The organism is Alicyclobacillus herbarius DSM 13609, from assembly GCF_000430585.1.
Classification (GTDB): domain Bacteria; phylum Bacillota; class Bacilli; order Alicyclobacillales; family Alicyclobacillaceae; genus Alicyclobacillus_G; species Alicyclobacillus_G herbarius.
Map to the genome: position 1 here is coordinate 68,964 of NZ_AUMH01000017.1, position 22,321 is coordinate 91,284.

The 22,321-nt window shown below is 56.9% G+C and carries 13 protein-coding genes; 6 read left to right on the forward strand and 7 right to left on the reverse strand.

Annotated features, from left to right (window positions below):
• The first annotated feature begins 284 nt into the window (after positions 1–284).
• Positions 285–8,627, forward strand: a complete 8,343-nt coding sequence (locus H522_RS19205) for a glycoside hydrolase family 94 protein (RefSeq protein WP_051344229.1) — start codon at positions 285–287, stop codon at positions 8,625–8,627.
• Between the two features lie 93 nt (positions 8,628–8,720).
• On the opposite strand, the gene H522_RS0112440 is transcribed toward H522_RS19205, so the two are convergent.
• Positions 8,721–10,460: a phospho-sugar mutase gene (locus H522_RS0112440; RefSeq protein WP_026962575.1), complete on the reverse strand. Its 1,740-nt coding sequence runs from the start codon at positions 10,458–10,460 to the stop codon at positions 8,721–8,723.
• Between the two features lie 196 nt (positions 10,461–10,656).
• Between H522_RS0112440 and H522_RS19210 the strand changes: the two genes are divergently transcribed.
• Positions 10,657–11,598, forward strand: coding sequence for a DMT family transporter (locus tag H522_RS19210; RefSeq protein ID WP_051344230.1), 942 nt, complete (start codon positions 10,657–10,659; stop codon positions 11,596–11,598).
• Positions 11,599–11,917: 319 nt separating this feature from the next.
• Complete coding sequence (locus H522_RS0112450) at positions 11,918–12,808, forward strand: YihY/virulence factor BrkB family protein (protein WP_026962576.1); 891 nt, start codon at positions 11,918–11,920, stop codon at positions 12,806–12,808.
• Between the two features lie 120 nt (positions 12,809–12,928).
• Here H522_RS0112450 and H522_RS0112455 read toward each other — a convergent pair whose 3' ends face one another.
• The 6 genes from H522_RS0112455 to H522_RS0112480 form a co-directional block, all read right to left on the reverse strand.
• Positions 12,929–13,135 (reverse strand): heavy-metal-associated domain-containing protein, encoded by a 207-nt coding sequence (locus tag H522_RS0112455; RefSeq protein WP_026962577.1) that lies wholly within the window; start codon positions 13,133–13,135, stop codon positions 12,929–12,931.
• 81 nt (positions 13,136–13,216) lie between these two features.
• Positions 13,217–15,607 (reverse strand): heavy metal translocating P-type ATPase, encoded by a 2,391-nt coding sequence (locus H522_RS0112460; RefSeq protein WP_026962578.1) that lies wholly within the window; start codon positions 15,605–15,607, stop codon positions 13,217–13,219.
• Positions 15,608–15,630: 23 nt separating this feature from the next.
• Positions 15,631–15,927: a metal-sensitive transcriptional regulator gene (locus tag H522_RS0112465; RefSeq protein ID WP_026962579.1), complete on the reverse strand. Its 297-nt coding sequence runs from the start codon at positions 15,925–15,927 to the stop codon at positions 15,631–15,633.
• A 325-nt stretch (positions 15,928–16,252) separates the two neighbouring features.
• On the reverse strand, positions 16,253–17,731 hold the full coding sequence (locus tag H522_RS0112470) for a P-loop ATPase, Sll1717 family (protein ID WP_026962580.1): 1,479 nt from the start codon (positions 17,729–17,731) through the stop codon (positions 16,253–16,255).
• Positions 17,728–19,104 (reverse strand): KGGVGR-motif variant AAA ATPase, encoded by a 1,377-nt coding sequence (locus tag H522_RS19215; RefSeq protein ID WP_051344231.1) that lies wholly within the window; start codon positions 19,102–19,104, stop codon positions 17,728–17,730. The genes H522_RS0112470 and H522_RS19215 overlap by 4 nt, the downstream gene beginning before the upstream one ends.
• A 2-nt stretch (positions 19,105–19,106) precedes the next feature.
• On the reverse strand, positions 19,107–19,532 hold the full coding sequence (locus H522_RS0112480) for a HEPN domain-containing protein (protein ID WP_026962581.1): 426 nt from the start codon (positions 19,530–19,532) through the stop codon (positions 19,107–19,109).
• Positions 19,533–19,995: 463 nt separating this feature from the next.
• Between H522_RS0112480 and H522_RS0112485 the strand changes: the two genes are divergently transcribed.
• From H522_RS0112485 to H522_RS19220, 3 genes are all read left to right on the forward strand, one after another.
• Positions 19,996–20,574, forward strand: a complete 579-nt coding sequence (locus H522_RS0112485; RefSeq protein ID WP_026962582.1) for a manganese efflux pump MntP — start codon at positions 19,996–19,998, stop codon at positions 20,572–20,574.
• Positions 20,575–20,708: 134 nt separating this feature from the next.
• A complete protein-coding gene (locus H522_RS0112495) occupies positions 20,709–21,680 on the forward strand; it encodes an NAD-dependent epimerase/dehydratase family protein (RefSeq protein WP_026962583.1) in 972 nt (323 codons plus the stop codon).
• Positions 21,681–21,954: 274 nt separating this feature from the next.
• Positions 21,955–22,321 (forward strand): IS607 family transposase (locus H522_RS19220; RefSeq protein WP_035453793.1); only part of this gene is annotated, 367 nt, incomplete at its 3' end.

Sequence of the window (22,321 nt, forward strand, 5' to 3'; positions counted from 1 at the left end):
CTCCATCGCCGCATCGACCACAAGGCCGAGCGGCTTCTCGAGTCACCACGATTTTTCATCCAATCCCCTCGTTCATTCTTCTCTGGCGCGAGCGGATCGCGCACAAACGGATCGGATTCATAAAAAGAGAGGATATTGGTGATATTTACATATATTGCTGTTCGCCAGTCGGCTTTCGTTCGTTCAGGCATCTGCCTGCTCGGACTTTTCTTGACGAATCGTTCGTACCACCCCGGTACTCGGGGGTTTTTGTGCGCAGGTTGACCACATTCAGGAGGCCTGGAATGATTCTCAACCGAGATCAACTGACGACTCACGCACGCGAACTCGCCCTGACGCATGAGCTGGATACAACCCGCCGTCTGACGCCTCGCTTCTGGCCGGGTTTTCAGTCGAGTATGAAAGAGCTGCACGAGTTCGCGGACAAGCTGACGTACAGCCGAGTGGAGTGCAAACAACCGGCGGAGGACTGGCTGCTAGATCATATCGCGTTTCTGGAGACGCAAGCCCAGGTTGTGATGCGTGAGTTACCGCCAGAGACCTTGCATCCGTTGCCGAAGTTGCAGGGGACTGGGTTGCCGCGCATCTACGCCATCTGTGACGATTATTTGGCCCATGTGGACGGGCGTTATGAAGTCCACTCGTTCGAGACCTATCTGGAAGCGTACCAGGAGGTCGCCGTCCTCAAAATCGCGGAGTGTTGGGCGCTGCCGAGCGCCATGCGGATTGTCATCATCCACCGATTGGCGCAGGCCATGCGGGAAGTTCGCCGCCGCCACGATGTTTGCGGTTTTGTCGCGTCGCTGCTCGAACGCGCGGGGGCAGAGAACCTGTCCGACGTTCAGATTCGTGAGCTTTTGGAGCGGGAGACGCACGGGCGCATGCTCGATGCGACCGAGGTCGTCCACTTTGTGCGGCACTTGAGCGAGTTGGAGCCCGACATGCGGACGGTCTGGAACTGGTTGGCTGCCCACGTGGAAAACAATGAATCCAGCCTGGAGCAGATGGTCTCCTTTGAGCATCAGTTGCAGGCTGAGCTTCAGGTGACGTGCGGGAACCTGGTCCAGAGCCTGCATGTCTTGGAGCGAATGCCCTGGCGCCTGGTGTTCACGCGCATCTGCCGCGTCGAGCAGATCCTCCTGACCGACGCGAGCCACGATTACGAGCGACTAGATCTCTCCAGCCGCGATTTGCTGCGGGGTCGGGTTGCCGACGTCGCGCGGCAGTTGAACGTCCCGGAGACTTTGGTGGCCCAGACCTCGGTACGGCTAGCCAAGTCCCACTTGGAGGAGTACCGGAAACAAACGGCGCATGGCGCGCCTGACGAGCTTCCGCCGCGTTCGGCGTGTCTCGCCTATTACCTGTTCGATCCGCACGGCGTCACGTCGCTTCGCCAGACACTCTCCGACGTGGCCCGGCCGCGCCGGTTGCCCCAGATTGCGCTGCGCCGCAGGCCCCTGTCCACCTATTTGGTTGGCGGCGCCCTGATCTTTGCCGGCCTGCTTGTGCTCGGGAGCCTTCTGATAGTTGGTGGCGCGTCGATTCGCCTTGTCTCCTGGCTGGCCGTTCTGCTCGCGCTCCTCATTCCCGCAAGTGAGTGGGCCATCGCGTTGTTACACGGGCTGATTGACCGATGCTGCAAACCGACGCCGCTCCTTCGCTACGACTTCTCGCAAGGCCTGCCGGAAGACGCGCGGACCATGGTCGTCATGCCCGTCATTTGGTCCAGTGTCGAGGAAGTCGATGACGTGATGGACCGGCTGCTCGTGCACTACCTGGCCAATCGTCAGGCGAACATCCACTTCGCCGTGCTGGCGGATTTCACCGACGCGCCGGAGGCCACAGAACCGGGCGACGAGGCAATCGTCGCCCATGCCATCCGGCGTTTGGAGGCGCTACAGGAAAAGTATGGCCGCGAGCGGTTCTTCCTGTTTCATCGCGAGCGGCGCTTAAACGCGGTGGACCAGGTGTACGCCGGGTGGGAACGCAAGCGCGGCAAGCTGGTGGAATTCGTTGAGCTTTTGTCGGGCAGTACCACGACGAGCTTCACCACGGTGCGTGGACAAACGGAGGTCTTGCCAAATATTCGTTACGTATTCACGGTGGACCTCGACACCAAGCTGCCGATTGGCGTAGTGGGCCGGATGGCCGGCACGATTCACCTGCCGTACCACCGCCCGCGCCTCAACGAGACCGAAACCCGCGTCCAGGAAGGGTACGGCGTGCTGCAGCCGCGCATCGGGATGAGCTTCGCCTCGACGCAAAAGTCGCGGTTTGCCGAGTTGTGGGCGGGGGAGCCGGGGATCGATCCGTACGCATTCGCCGCCTCCAACCCGTACCAGGATCTCTTCGATCAGGCGATGTTTGTCGGCAAGGGCATTTTCGACGTCGAGGCGTTTCGCAAAACGCTGGTAAATCGGATACCCGATAACCAGGTGCTGAGCCACGACATTCTCGAAGGGGGATTTCTGCGCGCCGGTCTCACGTCCGACATCGAGGTGGTGGAAGAGTTCCCGACGACGTACTACGCCTATCAGAGTCGGGCCCACCGCTGGATTCGCGGCGACTGGCAGTTGCTCCGCTGGCTCGGGCGGAGCTGCAAGGACCGGCACGGGAATGGACAGAAGATTGACCTTTGCGGCCTGACGCGCTGGCACATCATCGACAATCTGCGCAAAAGCCTGCTCGCGCCGGTACTACTTCTGGTCGCCTGGCTTGGCCTCTTCGGACTGCCGGGTCGTGCCTTCGCGTGGGAGACGATGGTGCTGTTGACGTGGTTTCTCCCGTTTTGGCGGGCTTGCGGGCACTGCCTGCTCGGCGTCGGCAGTTGGCGTGCGGTGCGTGTGAGTTTTCTGCAAAGCGTTGTGCAGATGATGACCTGGCCCTTTGTCGCCGTTCTGAACGCCGACGCGATTTTGCGCACGCTGTACCGGATGTTTATCAGCCACAGACATCTGCTCGAGTGGGTGACATCGGCCGAGCTGGATAGGAAACCGGTGCATCGGCGCGTCTTTCTTTACGAACCGCTCGGGTATGTGGTGGCGGCTCTGTTCGTCGTCACCGCCTGGTTGTTTGACGGCATCACGGCGCGGATTGTCGCGGTGGTGGCGTTCGTTCTGTGGGCGCTTGCGCGCCCCGTGGTTCAGAGCCTGAATCGGCCGCGGCGCGACCAGAGCCGGGACTGGGTGACGGCGGCCCGCCCGGAGTTGAAGGAACTAGCGAGCCAAATCTGGTCGTTTTATGAACGCTACGTAACGGCCGAGGAGTCGTGGCTGCCGCCAGACAATGTGCAATACTACCCAGAAGAGACTATCGCCCACCGCACGTCTCCGACCAACATCGGGCTCTACCTAGCCTCTGTCGTGGCGGCGCGCGACCTGGGCTTCATCGACAGTCCGGCGATGCTTGAGCGTCTGGAGGCGACCGTGGCGACCCTCCGCAAGCTGGAGAAGTGGCACGGCCACCTGTTCAACTGGTACGACACCCGGACAGCCCAGCCGCTCGCTCCGCGCTATGTGTCGACGGTCGATTCCGGCAACCTGGTCGCGTATCTGATGCTGGTCCGGCAGGGATTGGCGGATTGGGCCCAGCGCGACCCCTCGTTGCAACCCCGCGCGAAGAGATTATTGAAAGACATCGACGCGCTGATTGAGGAAACGCGCTTCGAACCCCTCTATAATCCGGACGAGCGCTTGTTTTCGATCGGCTACCGTGTCGATGCCAACCAGAAAGACAGAGTGCTGTATGACTTGCTGGCTTCGGAGGCGAGACAGGCCAGTTTCGTCGCCATCGCGCTCGGGCAAATTCCGGTGTCGCACTGGTTTACCTTGAGTCGCACCCTGACCATCGCTGCATCACACAAAACGCTGCTCTCCTGGTCCGGAACGATGTTCGAATACTTGATGCCGGCGCTCATTCTGCGAACCTACCCGAACACGGTCTGGGACTCGACGTATCGTGGCGTCGTCGCACGCCAGAAAGAGTACGCGGACATTCACCGCGTGCCGTTCGGGACGTCGGAGAGCGGCTACTACGCGTTTGATTCTCACATGAATTATCAGTACCGCGCGTTCGGAATCCCAGGTCTCGGGCTCGATAGAGGGTTGGAGCGCAATCTCGTCGTGGCCCCCTACGCCACCATCCTGGCGCTGCCCATCGCTGGAGAAGCCGGAATGGCGGCGTTGCGCCAGTTCGAGCAGTACGGCGCCAAGGGCGAATTTGGTTACTATGAAGCGGTCGATTTCACCGTCGAGCGGTTGCCCGTTGGCACGCGCCATCAGGTCGTGCGGAGTTTCATGGCGCACCACCAGGGGATGAGTCTGCTGACGCTGGCCAATTTGCTCACGGATGACGTGCTGATTGACCGCTTTCATGGCGATCCGCGCGTGCAAGCGACAGAACTGCTCCTGCAGGAGCGCATCCCGGCGAAGGCGGTGCTCATCAAAGAGACGGTCGGCGCTCGCGCCACCCTGCCGAAGTTGGACGGGAAACCGGACGACGCCACACGAACCGTTCACGGTCTGTCGGCCGTGCCCGAAGTGAACGTGATGTCGAACGGCCGTATGACCAGCGTGCTGACCGGAGAAGGTAACGGGATGCTCTCGTGGAACGGCCTGTCCGTCACGAGATTCCGAGAAGACCCGGTGGTTGACAGCTCCGGGATGGCCATCTACATCCACGACGAGGTGTCCGAAGAGACGTGGAGCCCGACGCGCTTTCCGTGCCAGCGCGAGGACACATACCAAGTGGAATTCCGCCTCGACAAGAGCACGTTTGAAACCACCTGCCACGGCATTGAGTCGAGCCTGGCGGTGACGGTGGCGCCGGATGTCGATGCGGAAGTGCGCCGGCTCCGGCTCGTCAACCACAGTGACGACGACCGGACGCTGGAGGTGACATCGTTCCTCGAACTCGCACTCGCCTCCCAGGCGGCCGACAGCGCGCATCCGGCGTTTAGCAAACTGTTCGTCCAGACGATCTATGACCAGGATTCGCATTGTCTGCTTGCCAAACGTCGGCCGCGCGCCGAGGATGAGAAGGAAACATGGGCCGTGCATACCGTTTACGTCGAGGGGCAGGAGGTGCGGGATGACGAGTTTGAAACGGATAGGGCGGCGTTTATCGGTCGCGGCTTCTCGCTGAGCTTCCCGCAGGCGATGTCGATGCGTTTGCGTGGGTCCGTCGGCTCGGTTGCGGACCCTGCGTTTGTCATGCGCCGCTCTCTGCATCTGGCACCGGGCGAGTCGGCGACGGTGTACTTCGTGACCGGCGTGGCGGAAAGTCGGAAAGCGGCGCTCGACATCGTTTCACGGCTGCGCGAACCCGCGCAGGCGGAGCGGGCGTTTCACGTGGCGTGGGTGCGCCGGCAGATTGATCTGCGGCACCTCCATCTCACGCCCGCTCAGGCCGCGGCTGCCCACCTTCTGGCGGGCAGGCTGTTGTTTACGCCGCCGTTGTCGCGCGTCCGTCGGGAAGCGATTCTCCACAACCAGCTCGGCATCTCCGCCCTCTGGGCGCGCGGCATCAGCGGGGACGCGCCGATTGTTACGGTCTCTGTGAGCCATCTGGCCGACCTGCCGTTTGTCACCCTGCTCGCCCGTCAGCACCAATATTTATTCGCGCAGGGGCTGGCCCTCGACCTGGTCATCCTCGACGAGACGGTCGGCGGCAATCCGGATGAGTTGATGCGCCGGCTGCGCGAATCGCTTGCGGCCCGGGGTATCGCCGACTTGAAGCGGATCATCAACATCAAGGCGGAACAGCTCGCGAACGAGGAACGCATATTGCTCGCCGCCTCCTCACGGGTGTGGCTGCGAGCGGGCGGCCCAAGCCTGCGTGCCCAGTTGCGGATTGACCCGAAAGACCTGCCGCGTTTGTCTCACGCGCCGCTGCCGCATGAGCCGAGGCGTCCGCGCGATCCGCACGTATCCGCGTTCGGTGAGTTCTTCAACGGTTGGGGCGGCTTCGTGGACGACGGTCGCGCCTACCAGATTCACGTACCATCTGGCGCCTACCTGCCTCGGCCGTGGACCAACGTGCTGGCCAATCCACAGTTTGGCTGCATCGTGACCGAACTTGGCACCGGCTACAGTTGGTGGCGCAACTCGCACGAGTGCAAGCTCACGCCCTGGTATAACGATCCGGTCCTCGACCCGCCCGGTGAGTGTCTGTATCTCCGGGACCTGACGACGAACGACGTCTGGTCGGCGGCGCCGAAGCCTGCAGGCGGGGAACGGACATACCAGGTGACGCACGGCTGGGGATACACCCGCATCGAGCAGATGGATGGCGACATCGTCCACACACTCGAGATGACCGTCCCGTTGAACGATCCCCTCAAGATTCTCCGCCTGCGTTTGCGCAACCGGGGAGACAAGGCCAAGCGGATTGCCGTGACGTACTACGCGGAGTGGGTCATCGGTGTCCTGCGCGAGGCGCAGGCGCCGTTCATCGTCAGTGAGTGGGACCCACAGACACGTACGCTGCTCGCCCGCAATCCGTATCAGGAGGCGTTCCGCAACGCGGTCGGGTTCCTTCACGTGGCCTCTGAGCCGGCCGGGGGCGAAGCGGACCGTGGCGAAGTGGACACGAGCGCGGCGGACAGTGGTGCAGAGGTCGGACCGTCCCTGTCGTGGACGGCGGATAGGGCCGATTTCATCGGCCGGGGCGGCACTCGCGCCTGTCCGGCGGCACTCCTCGACGATAAGCTCTCCGGGCGAACGGGCGCGTTCGCCAATACGTGCGGCGCCGTGCAAACCATTGTCGACGTGCCGGCTGGCGGGGACGTCACCGTTGTGATTTTACTCGGTTGCGCCGACTCGACGGAGGGAGTGCAAGCCCTCGTGCAAAAGTACAGTCGCGCCGCCGCGTACGACGAGGCGCTGGCTGAGGTGACGCGGCATTGGGAGCGGGTGACCGGACAGGTCGCGGTGAAGACACCGGATCGGGCCTTGGATGTGATGCTGGGTGGTTGGCTGTTGTATCAGGCGCTCGCCTGTCGATTGTGGGCGCGGACGGCGTTCTACCAGGCGGGTGGCGCGTTTGGGTTTCGGGATCAGCTTCAGGATTCGCTCGCCTTCCTGCACGTGGACGCGTCCATCACCCGGCAGCAGATTCTGCGCAACGCGGCGCATCAGTACGAGGAGGGCGATGTCCAGCATTGGTGGCACGAGGAGACGCGCAAGGGCATCCGCACGCGATTCTCCGATGACCTGCTGTGGCTCCCGTACGCGACCTCGCGCTACGTGGAGCAGACGGGCGATGTCCGCATTCTGGCGGAACGCGTCCCGTTTCTCCATAGCGATCCGCTGAAGGAAGGCGAGCTGGAGCGCTACGAAGACATGGTCGAGTCGGATGAACAGGGCACCCTGCTCGAACACTGCCTGCGCGCCATCCGGCATACGCTTGCGCGATTCGGAGAGCACGGCATCCCGCTGATTGGCATTGGCGATTGGAACGACGGTATGAACCGGGTCGGTGATGAAGGGCGCGGCGAGAGTGTGTGGTTGGGCTGGTTTTTGCTCGACATCCTGAAACGGTTCATCCAGATGGCCGAGGACGTCGGCGAAGAGGGCGAAGCTGGGCCGGAGCGGGAGCCTGGCGCCGGGCCGACAGTACGGGACGACCATGCACCTAGCGCGAATGTGCTCGGCGCGGGCGAGCTTACGCAGGAGGTCGTCGATGAGTTTCGGCAGGCTGTGGCGGATCTCGAACGAAACCTGAACGAACACGCCTGGGACGGCGCGTGGTTCCGCCGCGCGTTCACCGACGATGGGGCGTGGCTCGGCTCGACTCAGAACAAGGAGTGCCGCATCGACGCCATCGCGCAGTCGTGGTCGGTCATCTCGCAAGGGACGTCGAAGGAGCGGCAGGAACGCGCGATGAAGTCGTTTGACCGGGAGTTGGTGGAGCGCGAACTGTCGCTCGCCCGCTTGCTGACCAAAGCGTTTGACCAAACGCGGCCGAGCCCTGGGTATATCCAAGGCTATCCGCCTGGCATCCGTGAGAATGGCGGCCAATATACGCACGGCGTCATCTGGAGCATCGTGGCCTGGGCGATGTTGGGACGACGCGACAAAGCGTTCGAGCTGTTCGCCATGCTTAATCCCATCGCCCATACGAGCAGCCTGCGCGACGTCCGCACGTTTGGCAACGAACCGTACGTCATGTCGGCGGACGTCTACACGGCCGATCCGCACCGGGGCCGCGCGGGCTGGTCGTGGTACACGGGGGCCGCCGGCTGGATGTATCAAGCAGGCCTCGAATACGTCCTCGGCGTGATGCGCCGACGGGACAAACTGTACATCCGCCCGTGCGTGCCACCGGAATGGGACAAGTTCCACGTCGATTACCGCTACGGGGACGCCACATATCACATCGACGTCTATTGCAATGCGCGCGGCGGGACAAGCGCGGTTGCAGGCGGTTCCGTCAACCGCACCGCCGGCGGAGTGACAACCTCCGTCACCGATACGGAGACTTTGGCCCACCGGGCTGAGGGGGTTGTCCCTACGTGGATTGTGGATGGCCGGGAGATGAGTCAACCTTATCTGCAGTTAGTCGATGATGGCGAGGAGCATCAGGTTACACTGTATACAGCTAGAGCGCCTTTGAGCACGGTGGGTTAGATTCGAGGCTTTCCATGATTAACAGGCCAAGGTAGGTAGCTTAAAAGCGACCTTTCGCGGGAAGCGCAGGTTTTACAGTTCTACGCTAGCCCATTACGTCACACGTTTTTCAATCACCGCGCGCATTCGCCTGATTTTCTCTTCACATTCCTGTTTATCCTTGCCGCGCGCCGCGAGGTACGCCTTGACTTTCGGCTCGGTGCCAGATGGGCGAATGGCCATCCAGGAGCCGCCCTCGTACCAATACTTGAGGACATCCGACTTGGGGAGGTGCAAGGGCTCAGCCTCTCCCAAAGGCTTTCCGTCGCCGCCCACTTTGACACGCCGCTGTGCCGAATAGTCCTCGATGGCCACCAGCCGCAGGTTTTCGACAATCGGTGTGTTTTTCCGGAGATCGTCGAGGATAGCCTCCCTGCGCTCGGAGGCGTCTTCTCCGGTAATCTTGACGCTGACCAACTCTTCCTTATAGAAGCCGAACCGCTTAAACAAGTCATCCAGCGCGTCGTGCAGCGTCCGCCCTTGACTTTTGTGGAACGCCGCCATCTCCGCGATGGCGAGGCAGGTCTGGACCGCGTCTTTATCTCGGACAATCGGGGAGACCAAATACCCGTAACTCTCCTCATAGCCGAGCAAAAACGTATGTTTTCCCGTCCGCTCAGACTCGGTGATGCCGCTGCCGATGTATTTGAAGCCCGTCAAGGTGTTCTCTAAGGCGATCCCGTACGCATCGGCGACGGCCTGCCCGAGTTCTGACGTGACGACGGTCTTGAACACAATGCCGTTCTTCGGCAGCCGGCCCTCGGCTTTCCGCCGGCTGAGAATGAAATCGGCCAAGAGCGCGCCGACTTGGTTGCCTGTGAGCAACGTATACGATCCGTTCTCATCACGCACCGCAATGCCTACTCGGTCGGCGTCCGGATCGGTCCCGAGGACGAGATCGGCCTGAATCTCGCGGGCGACCCGAATGCCCAATTCCAACGCCTCCGGCTCCTCCGGGTTCGGGCTCTTGACGGTCGGGAAATCCCCGTTCGGCTCGGCCTGTTCCTGCACCACGTGGACCTGGCCATACCCAGCCGCTTGGAGCGCGTTGCGCACCGGAATGTTCCCAGATCCGTGCAATGGCGTATAGACGATAGACAACGCCAATCGCTGTTCTGCCGTGAGCGATGGGAATTTCACTTCACGGACCACCGATTCCAGATACGCGCCGCGCACTTCGGGCGAGGTCCATTGGAACAGGCCGCGTCGGGTGGCTTCGTCCAGAGGGAGTGTGGGGATGTGGAACACGTCTTGATTCTCGGCCGCTATAGCCCGAATTTTTTCTGTGGCGTCTGGAAGGAGCTGGCAGCCATCCGGCCCATAGGCCTTGTAGCCGTTGTATTCGGGCGGGTTATGGCTGGCCGTGATGGTCACGCCACCCGCGGTTTGCAGGTGCCGAATGGCGAAGGAGACCTCCGGCGTCGGGCACAAGTACGGGGAAACGTACGCGCGAATACCCATCGCGGCCATCGTGAGACCAGTTTCCCGCGCAAACTCGTAAGACATGTGGCGGCAGTCATAGCCAATCGCAACGCCCCGTTCGGCGGCGTTCGGCTCATGTTCGAGCAGGTATTTCGCAAACGCCCAAGACGCTTTACGGACGGTGTAGATATTCAACCGATTCGGGCCGGCACCCATAACAGCCCGCAGACCAGCTGTCCCAAATTCCAGACTGCCTCCAAACCTCGCCTCGATGGCCTCTTTGTCCCCTTTGATGGACTCCAGTTCCTCGTGCAGGTCTTTCGGCAGCCCAGGTTGGCTTAGCCATTTTTGGTATTCTTCTTGCTCGTTCAACCTTGCAGCCCCTTTGTGATTCAATGATTTCGTAACTGCGCGTCCAAAGAACCCTTTGCATGAATAACGACCAGTCTAAGTGTGCCTAAAATTGGGTGCCGTATTCCGATTCGTATGCGTACTTCGGCGTCAGATTCGAGTACAATTTCCAATATGAGCTGCTGTAAAAATGAGCGATGAAGCAAGGAGTGAATCCATGATCTCAACGGTCCTATTTCAACACTCTATCTCGAGATGGATTAAAACCCATCAAGGTTCCAAAGCGATGCATTGGCTCCTTGGCATGCTGTCGATCACGCTTGCAACGGTTATTTGGGGCTACAGCAACGTGGTGATACGGCAGGGCGAGCTGGCGATGCCGGTAAGTATTCTCCTCTGGATGCGTTTTGGGCTGGCAGGTATTCTACTCATTCCTACCGTGTTCCGTTTGCGGCTGTCGAGAAAGCACTGGTGTATTGGACTTGGGACGGGGGCGCTGCTGGGCGTATCGGTTCTGGCTCAAGGATGGGCCATGGTCACGATTCCCGTGGATGAGGTCGCGTTCATCACGGCATTGTATGTGGTCTTCACCCCGATTGGAGCTGCCTTTTTGCAGCGAATCCGTCCACATAAAGCTCTCTGGATTTCTGTTATCGTGAGTATGGTTGGGGTCGTATTGTTGATTGGACACTTAACCTTCGACTTGAAGGTAGGGATTCTCTGGGCGTTCCTGGCGGCTGTGGGATTCTCCGCACAAATCATCGGAACGACGGAGATTACGAAGTATGCAACTTCTATTCAGATTACGGGTCTCCAGTCCGTAGGGGCAGGCCTGGCCATGACGGTTTGGCTGCTTATCCAGGGCTCCTTGCATCCTTCCATATATCACGGGTTGTTTCACTGGTCCAAGACAGCATGGATATGGATTGGGTACTTAGCCATCCTTGCGACCGTTGTAGCGTGCTTTCTACAGGCATGGGGGCAAGCAAGGCTGTCGTCCGCAGAAGCGGCTTTAATCTTCAATATGGAACCCGTGTGGACAGCGGTTTTCGCATGGCTCATCTTGTCGCAGAAAATGACGGTCCCACAGATTGTTGGCGCCCTCCTGATTGTCAGTAGTCTTACAATGGTTTCCAAGCCCGCTAAGGTGAGACCTTAGCAAGGGTTAGTCCCCATGCTTCTCGCTGGACGAAGGGGGGGGATGTGTTTAAACCTTACATCCTGTAAGTGAATGGCTTTGCTCGTCGTCCAATACCCATAGAAATCGTGCCGTTCGCGTATCAGACCAGAATAAACTCACGCATTTCTGGCGTCCTTAGGGGACAAACATCCGATCACGGGGTTGAGCACCCAAGCCAGCCGAACTATCTTGATCTATTCTCTGCATCAAACCAAGGTGGGCCAGGATTGAACAATTCCCCATGTGGCCACAATAAAACGGCATCATTGGAAGTGGCGGACAAGGGGTACGAGATAGATTGAAACCATTTCTTGCGTTTGCGAGGCGCCTTGTGGCTGGCATCCTGAAACACAACATTGGCGCTCTGGGTGCTATCATTGCGTTTTTCGGGTTTTCAGCCATGGTTCCGTTACTGCTTCTGATGACTTATGGCGCCTCACTGTGTATACCACATCATTCCATTCAGCAATTCCTGTCCGACCTTTTGAAATCGTACGTTCCAACGATCCCTGGCGCAAACCTGTACCTCGCACAAAACGTTTCGAGGCTCGTTTCTCTGGGGCCAAGGGTCGGGATTTTCGGAGTGATGGGACTGCTTTGGTCGACCGTTGGCGGATTTGTGTCATTCCAGCAGACATTGGACGTGATTTGGGAGACCCGTCACCGACGTTCCTTCCTGAAGCAATACCTGGTTGGGTTTGGCATGCTTGGGATACTGTTGCTGCTCACCGTTTTGTCGTCCCTCGCCACCATCATCATCCCTCTGGTGACTCAGGGGTTGTTTGTCAGATCCGGTATCGTGCTTTGGTTGGCGATGGTTCATAATATCTCTCGTGTAGCTTTTCCCCTCTTGCTCTTTCTCACATGTTATTCCTTTTATCGCTTTCTGCCGTCGTATCGCTTGCGTGACCTCTATCTCGTGATTGGAGCCCTCGTGTCGACGGGGGCCATATACATCTCTCGGGAACTGTTTGTCTGGTATACGGGGCATTTGGGGCAGTACCAGATGATTTACGGCAGCCTGACGTTCATCATGTTGTTTACTTTCTGGATTTACATCGTCAGTATCATCATCCTGTTGGGGGCGGAGGTGGCTATGGCCTTGCAGGCGACGCAGGGTATACGGGACGATGACGAAGTAAAACCGCTGCCACATTCTCGATTCATCCGTAGACGTACCCGGCTCTAGCAATCGTTCTCAGTTTCGGTCCAGTAAGGACGCCTCTACCCGTTACAGGGCGGGGGGCAACGAAACAACGGCGGGGGTCTCCCTCCGCCGTCGTTTTCCCGACCATAGTCCGTTGTTCAGTTATTCCGTGTCGTATCCGGCTTCCTCGACAGCCTCTTTAAGGTTTGCCACACTCACTTTCGAAGCATCGAACGCCACGGTGGCCTTCTGACCCTGTAAGTCGACGTTGGCCTCTTGCACACCGTCGATGGCCTTCAAAGCCCTCGTGACAGCGTTGACGCACCCACTACAAGTCATGCCTTTCACCGTAATCGTTGCGGTCGCCATGTCGAATTTCATCTCCTTGAATGCTGGTTGAATGCTGGAGTATATTGAACACCGGACGTTTTGTTATCGGCAGAACCCGTCTCAACTTGCCGCATGCACCCCCTTTCCGAGGCGCAGGCGCCGAAGCAGCAAGCTATTGGAGACCACACTGACGGAACTGAAAGCCATCGCCGCTCCGGCGATGATGGGGCTTAGGATGCCAAATGCCGCCAGCGGGATTCCCAGCACGTTGTAGAAGAACGCCCAAAACAGGTTTTGGCGGATCTTGCGCATCGTGGCCTTGGAGAGTTGAATCGCGTCCACGACACCATGCGTGCTCCCGTGCATCAGCGCAATGTCGGCGGCCTCCAGGGTCACGTCAGCGCCCGTACCCATGGCAATCCCGATGTCGGCTGCGGCGAGTGCCGGCGCATCATTGATGCCGTCCCCGACCATCGCCACAATTCGTCCGTGTTTCCGCAGTTCGTTCACCTTCGTCGCTTTATCGCCAGGGAGGACGCCAGCCATCACGTTTTCAATGCCCACCTCGGCAGCCACAGCGCTCGCTGTCCGTTCATTGTCCCCGGTAATCATCCAAACTTTAATGCCCATATTTTTCAGGCGGCGTACCGTATCTCTTGCATCCGGCTTGATGGTGTCGGCCATGGCAATGATGCCTAACAGTTGTTCCCCGCTTGCTACCATGACCGCGGTTTTACCCGCATTTTCGAACTGCGTCAGGGGCTTGTCCGGGAATTCGGTAAGGCCCATCTCGGTCAACCATCTACGGTTCCCGATGCGAACGGTGCGGCCGTCGACCCTACCCTCAATGCCTTGACCCGGAACCGCTCGAACGTCTGTCGCGGACGGAATCACGACGCCTTGGTCTTGACTGTACTTGATAATCGCTGCACCCAGCGGGTGTTCGCTTTGCGCCTCAAGCGCAGATGCGGCCGTAAGGAGGTCCTGATTTGTGACACCCTCCATAGTCCAAACGTCGGTCACCCGTGGTTTTCCGGAGGTGAGTGTTCCCGTCTTGTCGAAAATCACGGCGCTCACCTTGTGCGCGAGTTCGAGATACTCTCCGCCTTTAATCAAAATGCCTGATTCTGCACCAAGACCTGTCCCGACCATGATGGCCGTGGGCGTCGCCAGGCCAAGTGAACAGGGGCAAGCAATCACGAGCACTGCGACGGCGGCGATGAGGCCGTGCGACCAACCCGTGAAGATGCCCCACAGAATCAGGGTCAACGCGGCAATCCCAAGTACAATCGGGACGAAAATCCCAGAGATTTTGTCGGCCAGTCGTTGCACAGGGGCTTTCGATCCTTGGGCCTGATCAACCAGTCGAATGACCTGAGCCAGCGCAGTATCCGATCCCACCTTGGTGATCTCCATGGTGAATGTGTTCGTCTGGTTAACGGAAGCCCCGACCACGGCATCACCAGGCGATTTCGTGACGGGCAGGGGTTCGCCCGTGAGAAACGACTCATCAATCGCGGTATTGCCTTCCTTGATGATGCCGTCGCTCGGGACCTTTTCGCCGGGACGAACTCGGACCATGTCGCCGACACGCAGTTCTTCGACCGGCACATCGATTTCTTTCCCGTCACGCAAGACATGCGCCACTTTGGCACCAAGCTTTGCGAGGGACTCGATGGCGGAACTGGATTTCGCCTTGGCCCGTGCCTCAAGGAGCTTGCCCATGAAAATCAACGTAACGACCGTCGCCGAGCTGTCAAAGTAGACATCTGGATGCCCTTGGAGCGTGCGGATCGCGCTGTAGACGTAGGCGGCGGATGTGCCCAGAGCCACTAAGACGTCCATGTTGGCTGCCCCGCCACGAAGCGAATGGTACGCGCCTTTATAGAACCGCCAACCAATATAGAACTGCACGGGTGTGGCCAGCAGCCAACTGACCCAGTTCGGCATAAAGGCCATACCACCAAAAAGCATAATGAACATCTGGATGACGAGCGGAGCCGTGAGCACAACCGACACCCAGAACTTGATGAAATCGCGCCGGTACACTTCTTGCTTACGCCGTCTCTCTTCTTCCACCGCGGTCTTGGATGCCAGTTTCGCGCCATAACCGGCTTTTTCAATCGTGCGGATTAAATCCGTTTCCTGAATTACACCGGGAACAAAGGAGATATGCGCCTTTTCCGAGGCCAGATTGACATGGACCGATTTCACCGCATCCAGCCGTCCAACCACTTTTTCAATCCGAGCGGCGCAGGCGGCGCACGTCATTCCCTCAATGGTGAATTCCACATCCCGAGTCGGAACGGTGTAGCCGGTTTTCTCGATTTTCTCCACAACGTCTTTCCAAGTCGTCTCGCCATTGAGGACCACCCTGGCCCGTTCCGAAGCGAGGTTGACGTTGACCTCTTTGACACCGGGGAGCTTGGAGACGTTCTTCTCTATACGGGCAGCACAGGCTGCACAGGTCATGCCTTCAACAGGCAAGGTGACTTCACACACCTCAGGCACTGTTTTCCCCCCTTTCGACGAGGTCACGACTTTGTAAACTGGCGAATGACCTCCATCAGCTCATCGATTTTCTCGTTGCCGTTTTCCTGGTTGGTCAAGGCATCGGCAACGCAGCCTCGGGTGTGTGATTCCAAAATGGAGAGACCGACCTGGTGGATTGCGCTTTTGATGGCTGCGATTTGCACCAGGATATCCACGCAGTACCGGTCTTCTTCAATCATTTTTTGAATCCCACGAACTTGTCCCTCTATGCGTTTCAGCCGTCGCTGTAGGTCGTCCTTCTTTGAGGCATAACTATGGTTGTGATGATCCGTACCCATTGGCAGGCCTCACTTTCATCTGCACCTTTGGGAACACCATACCCCTGTAGGGTACTTGTGTCAAGACGCACGACTGCTATGAACGGTCTGAACCCGTTTCTGTAGCGTTCTCAAAGGGATAACGGGGGCTAAAGAGGACGATTTGCTCCTTAACAGGAAGGGATATATCGAAAGGGGAGGGGCTACTACTGCTCAGCCCCTCACTCGAGTACATTCGCCGACTGCTCTTGTCGTACTCTTCATCTACAGTCGACATTTCACATTGAGTGCCGAACTTCATCACTTCATGCTTACAGACGAGGGCAGAAATGAGCTGGAATCGTGTTTACCTGGGACGCTTAATTCCACCTCTGCGTTTCAGTTTGAACCCGTGCAGGTAGATTTCCGGTGCATTAATCCGCCCGTCGGAGCGAATTTCAATGATGCCTAACTCTTCAAGATAGCGTAGGATTTGTTCAGCGGTCGATTTGGGCGGCCCTTCCGGCTCCCACTGTGTCTTCTCGATCGCTTGCAGGAAAATACTTCGTGGTGCGGGAACTTCAATCCCTTCAATACTGCTCGTTAAAGCCTCTATCCAAGGGTACTCCTCTTTCAGCTCGGCAATCCGATCTTTCGACGTATCCATCAGAGCGCCTTGGAGATCCATCGGCCTTAACAAGGCGGAATCGGGAAGTGACCGAAACTCGCCAAGTTCACGTTCGGCTGCCAGGGAGAATATTTTCAAAAAGGACCTCGGTGCGATTCGTCCCTCCGCATCCTGAAGGTGATTAGGTATCCAACGATATGTGAGCCCTTTTCTTGGATTTGCCCCCATGAACTTGCCAATCATCATCTCCATCAATTGGTGGTACAGTTCTTCATCTGTACTCGTGAGCCAACCGAGATACTCGTCATGCTCGGTAATTAAACCCGGAATGGTATCTAGATATGCCTTCATTAGCTCACCGGAATTCGCGAGCCGTTTGGCCAGTAATTGATACAGCCAGTGGCTTGTCCACTCTAAGCGAATACGATGTCCAGAAAACTTTGAGGCATCCGGGAAGCTCAGGTAGTCCTCGTTGAACAAATCGTTGCGCAGGAAAATTTTCGGGCGCAGGCGCTCCCAACGACGCCAGCGGTCAAGCCAAAATGCCAATAATTCACGAATGGGATCCGCCAGACCGGCGTGAGTGCGAACGATGCGATCCAGTTCGTCGTAAGTGATGAACAGCCAGCAATCCGATTCAATCAGCAAGTTATCCACTTTATCCAGCGCATCATTTATCGATTCCAAGTCACTGCGAACCACTGGAAACCATTTGCTTAGCCGAGATGGTTCGTTTTTCAAAAAACCGTGCACTTCCGCCGGAAGGCTAGCCGCAAGAATGGCCTGAATCGCCGGCGCAGCATCGCGCAATAAGACCCCAAGCAATAGGCCAATCCAAAAAGCCCGCCAATCCAAACCGTCTGCCCGAGTTAAGAGGTCTTCAATCGCTTCCTGTGATGGATAGTTTTTTTGCTGTTTCCGATCCCCAAAACCTGGTATCCAGCTTGTCTTCTCCCATACAGATACGGCCCGGCTGCCAATGTGGCGAAATAAAGCCTCTCTTCCTGTTGGCCGCGCTAAGACCCGAAACATTTCGGTCTTGCCGACGCCCCGTCCTCCCAGTATGAGGAGAATATCAGGTTCGAGCATACGGCGATGATCCGGTATCGGTAAAAAGTTTTTGAGTAAATCGTCGTCGCTTTCGTTCTCCGCCGCAGCCCCTCTCGGTGCAATACCTTGTACGTGCTCAAGCAAGGTTCTTTTATCCCATTTGTTCATTTGACTTCACCTCCCCTACCTAAAGTCCGACCAAACAGTAAACACAAACGCTCCGCAAGTTGTTGATAAGGGCCATCTGTTAGAACGGAGACTAACCTCTGCAATCGGTTCCGTTCCTCTATGCTCTCGTCTCTCGGATATAGCGGTATGTCTCCCCGGAGTTCAGCATGCCACGGAATGACAATTGGCATGAAAGGAGCGTCAGGGTCATTGGCATTGGGGACAGAGTCAGTTTCTCGATAGTAGTTTTCCTTGAACAAGGTATAGGCGTGTTCACGGAAACTTCTCAGTTCAGTCGTGGCCCCAGGGTCCCCGAGTCCAGGCGCCATGGCATGCACGAGAAGTACGGGTAGGGGTTCGTCTTCATACGGTCGCGCAAGTCGCTTCATAACATGTCGAAATCCCGCCCACGATTGGCTGGAATGGTTAACAAAAACGACTGCGGCGTGTGCGAGCTCCGCAATGGTCAATCCGCCTAAATCATGAAACCCTGCTCGTGCGTCGACCAGTATGAAATCCAGGCTCTGCAATTTGCCGAGTTCGTCAAACATTTGTTTGAAGGTTGCATGGAGTCGATTTTGAACAACATGCTGGAAGTCAAGACGAGCCAATTTCTCGAGATACTCATCGTCAATTCGGCCCGCAGGCAGGATACGGACTGGCTCGCCGTCATCTCCGATGATACTCTTCTGGTTAATGCTATAAATCTGCGCTCGTAATTTCCAGTCCTGTCCTTGAATTGGCTTTTCTAATAGGTAATCAATGACGCCAGACTGAATCGTGTCATCTGACTCTTGATTATAGAACAATGATGCCAAACCGGGTGCCTCTAAATCGAGATCGACCATCGCGACACGGTGTCCATAGCGGGCCAAAGTCAAGGCGGTCGCCACCATTCCAGTCGTACGACCGAGACCGCCCTTGTATGAATAGAATGCGACGATGGCAGGTTTATATCCTTTGTCGACCAGTTCTTGTGGCCACGGTGGTGACGCTACATGGTTGGACGTCCATGCCTGCTTAGCGATGTGTCGTTCAAGGATATACCACCGCGGAGTGGAGGAGTCCAGATCCCAAGAGGCTGCCACCCGTTCCTGGCGGAGTATACGGACGATAGAGTCAACATTCCCAGTCTTGTTCACTTCCCATATCTCATCCGCGTAATAATTGCCCAGTCGCGTTCGCAGATTCCTATTGAGATTTTGTCTTTCCTCGTCGCTAAGAGGGTTATTTTTCGCGTCGTATTCCAAACACACTCGAACCCGACCGTAAACGTCTCGAATGAGTGTAATATCCCTGAAATTTGATGTTTCTATCGATTCCTGGATAACCTGCCTCGCTGCGTCGAGAACGGCTCCGAAGTGAATTTCCACTCTCACACCTCCCGGTATTTGATATAACCGTCCAACACAAGAACAGATATGATCTCGTCATAGATTTCTCGTGCTCGTTCACAGGCCTCAATCGCCTGCTGCTTACTCCACAAACCGTTCGCGGCGTATCTCCGCTGCGGATGATCTTGCTCCAACACCGTGCCGTCGATTCTGGACTTAGGCAGTAGCAAATCGATTTCTGGATGCAAGACTCGCGCTTTGTCGATGGCCTCTCCTTCTAGCCCTACCAGGTCGTGGCCATACGAGACGGCGAAGCCTCTATCAATGTACGTCTCAATGAGTGCCTTCAGTATGCATTCGACCACATAGCCGGCAAGATATACCGCGTTATCCCAACGCTCTCGTTCACGTAGAAGAAAGCAGTCATATAAATGACGTCCGGCCGCCTGCACGAAATTTTCATTCATAGCGGTAACTCTCTTTCCTCAGTATTCTCTCCCACCAGACTTACTATACAGAGTCTTGCTGTATGATACTTCAACGCCTTTCGGCGCAGGAATCGGCAGGTGGTTTAAAAAGCACTTTGACAAGGTTCGTTGGCTGAAATACCATAATCGATGGAAGTGTCCGTATATAAGGAAACCAAAATAATACATATCCATTCCGAGAGGTGAAAACATGTCCGACGAAGTTCCTATACACACTCGACTGCGCTATCGATTCCTAGTCTATGGCTCGGAAGTCCCGATGGATCACGGAGAAGCCCTCTACGCTGCTATTTCCTCGCACAATCCTCGGCTGCGTGACACAACTTACGGCTTGGCCCGCCTAGCATCAGTCTAGTTCAGCCTTCTGCACCTTTGCAATGCCGTGTGGTCACGTTCAAGAACGTCACCACGGAAGACCAGATAATTTCGGGGCGGAAAATCGATGAACACCGTATTGAAGATGATTGCGTTGATCCTCTCATTGGGAATGGACACGCTATTGATGTCAATTTCACTGGGGATGGTCAAAACCAAAGGGAAACTGAAAATTGCCCTGACCTTTGCGTGCGCTGAGGCATTAATGCCCCTCCTCGGGTTGCTCTTCGGCAAGGGTGCTGGGGAGCTGATTGGTCGCTGGGCGTCTATGATGGGCGGAATTGTGCTGTTGGCGGTCGCCGTATGGTTTCTGTGGTTTGAAGACGAGGACGGAGAGGAAGAGAAACTGGAGCGTAATCTGGTAGAACGGAATCTTGTGGGCTGGTCGCTCCTTGTGACGGCTCTCAGCATCGGTTTAGATGAATTGGCCGTTGGTTTTTCGATCGGATTTGTTGGCGTACCTACGGCATTGACGATCTCGCTTATTGCCCTACAGGCCTTCATTTTTACCATGGTGGGGCTGTTCTTCGGTTCAAAACTGAAACCGTGGCTGGGAGAATGGGCTGAAAAGCTGGCCGGGATTGTCCTCGGGTTGTTGGGGTTATGGATTGTGGTGGATGGGCTCATCGGAGCGTTACATTTTTAAGCGGGAGAGGTGGCTTCGCTATGTTAAGGGCCATACATATCGTCCCTGAATTGTTCCCCAATGCGAAGATTGGGAATGGCCAAATCATTGGGCTCCATGATAAATTGTATTTACCGCTGTGAGGAGGATTTGCGATGCGTGTGGTCATCATTGGAGGTACAGGGCACATCGGTACCTATCTGGTTCCGCGTTTGGTGGAAGAGGGGCACGAAGTCATCAATGTCTCCCGCCGGACTCGTCAACCGTATCAGGCTGACGGTGCTTGGGAGTCGGTACAGCATGTGCAAGCGGATCGGACAGGGCTGGAGGCTCAAGGGCGGTTTGGCGAGTATATTGCGGCACTAAAGCCGGATATTGTCATCGATCTCATCTGTTTTACCCTTGCCAGCGCAGAGCAATTGGTCGAGGCGCTGCGTGGGCAAGTTCAACACTTTTTGCATTGTGGGACCATCTGGGTTCACGGGCCGAGCGTGCGAGTGCCAACGACGGAAGATGCACCCCGTCGGCCGTTCGGGGATTATGGCATTCAAAAGGCGCAGATTGAGAAGTATCTGTTGAGAGAGGCGCGCAGCGGGCGCCTGCCAGCAACGATTTTGCATCCAGGGCACATCGTCGGACCGGGATGGGAGCCGCTTAATCCTGCAGGCCACTTCAATCCAGAAGTGTTTGCGCGGCTGGCCAGCGGAGCGGAGTTGGCTTTGCCTAACTTCGGCCTGGAGACGGTGCATCATGTACACGCCGATGACGTTGCCCAAGCGTTTCAACAGGCTATCCGTCACTGGAGCACGTCGATTGGCGAAAGCTTTCATGTCGTGTCGCCTGCTGCTATTACACTCCGAGGCTACGCGGAAGCCGTGGCACGCTGGTTTGGTCGGGAAGCCAACTTGCGCTTTCTGCCCTGGGAAGCGTGGCGCCAGACCGTTTCGCAGAAAGAGGCGGAGGCGACATGGGATCATATCGCCCACAGCCCGAATTGCAGCATTGCCAAGGCGGAATCGCTTCTTGGCTATAAACCCCGATATGAGTCTCTGCAAGCGGTTCGTGAAGCTGTCGATTGGCTGCTTGAACATGGGAAGATCCAGATTGAAGAGTCATCTCGTTTATAGGTCTGTTTCATAAGGGTGTCTAAAACGCGGTGGTCGAGCGTATGCTCGCACCGTTGACAAATCTCCATCCCCATTGTATCGTATACCCCGTACCGTATGTATACCCCATTGGGTATATGCCCGAAAAGGGGGCGGTGCCATGAACACATGGGGATGGCTTGTAGTCGTCGTCCTTCTATTGGTTTATGTACTTTATCGTTTCCAATCGGCCCGAGGGTTGAAAACTACTCCCTAATTTATAGACATCTATGGACGTTTATTGTATTCTATATCTATGAAACTTAGTGATTGGGCTAGAAAAAATGGGATATCATATAAGACTGCCTGGCGCTGGGTAAAAGAAGGCCGCATGCCAGTTCCGTTTGAGCAGACGCCAACGGGCACCATTCTCGTACACGAGCCGGAACCGGTGGAAAAAGCTGTAGCGCTCTATGCGCGCGTGTCCAGTTCGGATCAAAAGGTGGACTTAGAGCGTCAAATCGCTCGCTTGACCGAATTTGCGACGCAACAAAGGCTTGTCGTAGTCAAGGTAGTGACGGAAATCGGTTCGGGGCGAAATGGGTATCGGCCTAAGCTCATGAAGTTGCTGGCGGATCCCCATGTGCAAACCATCGTCGTGGAACACCGGGATCGGCTCATGC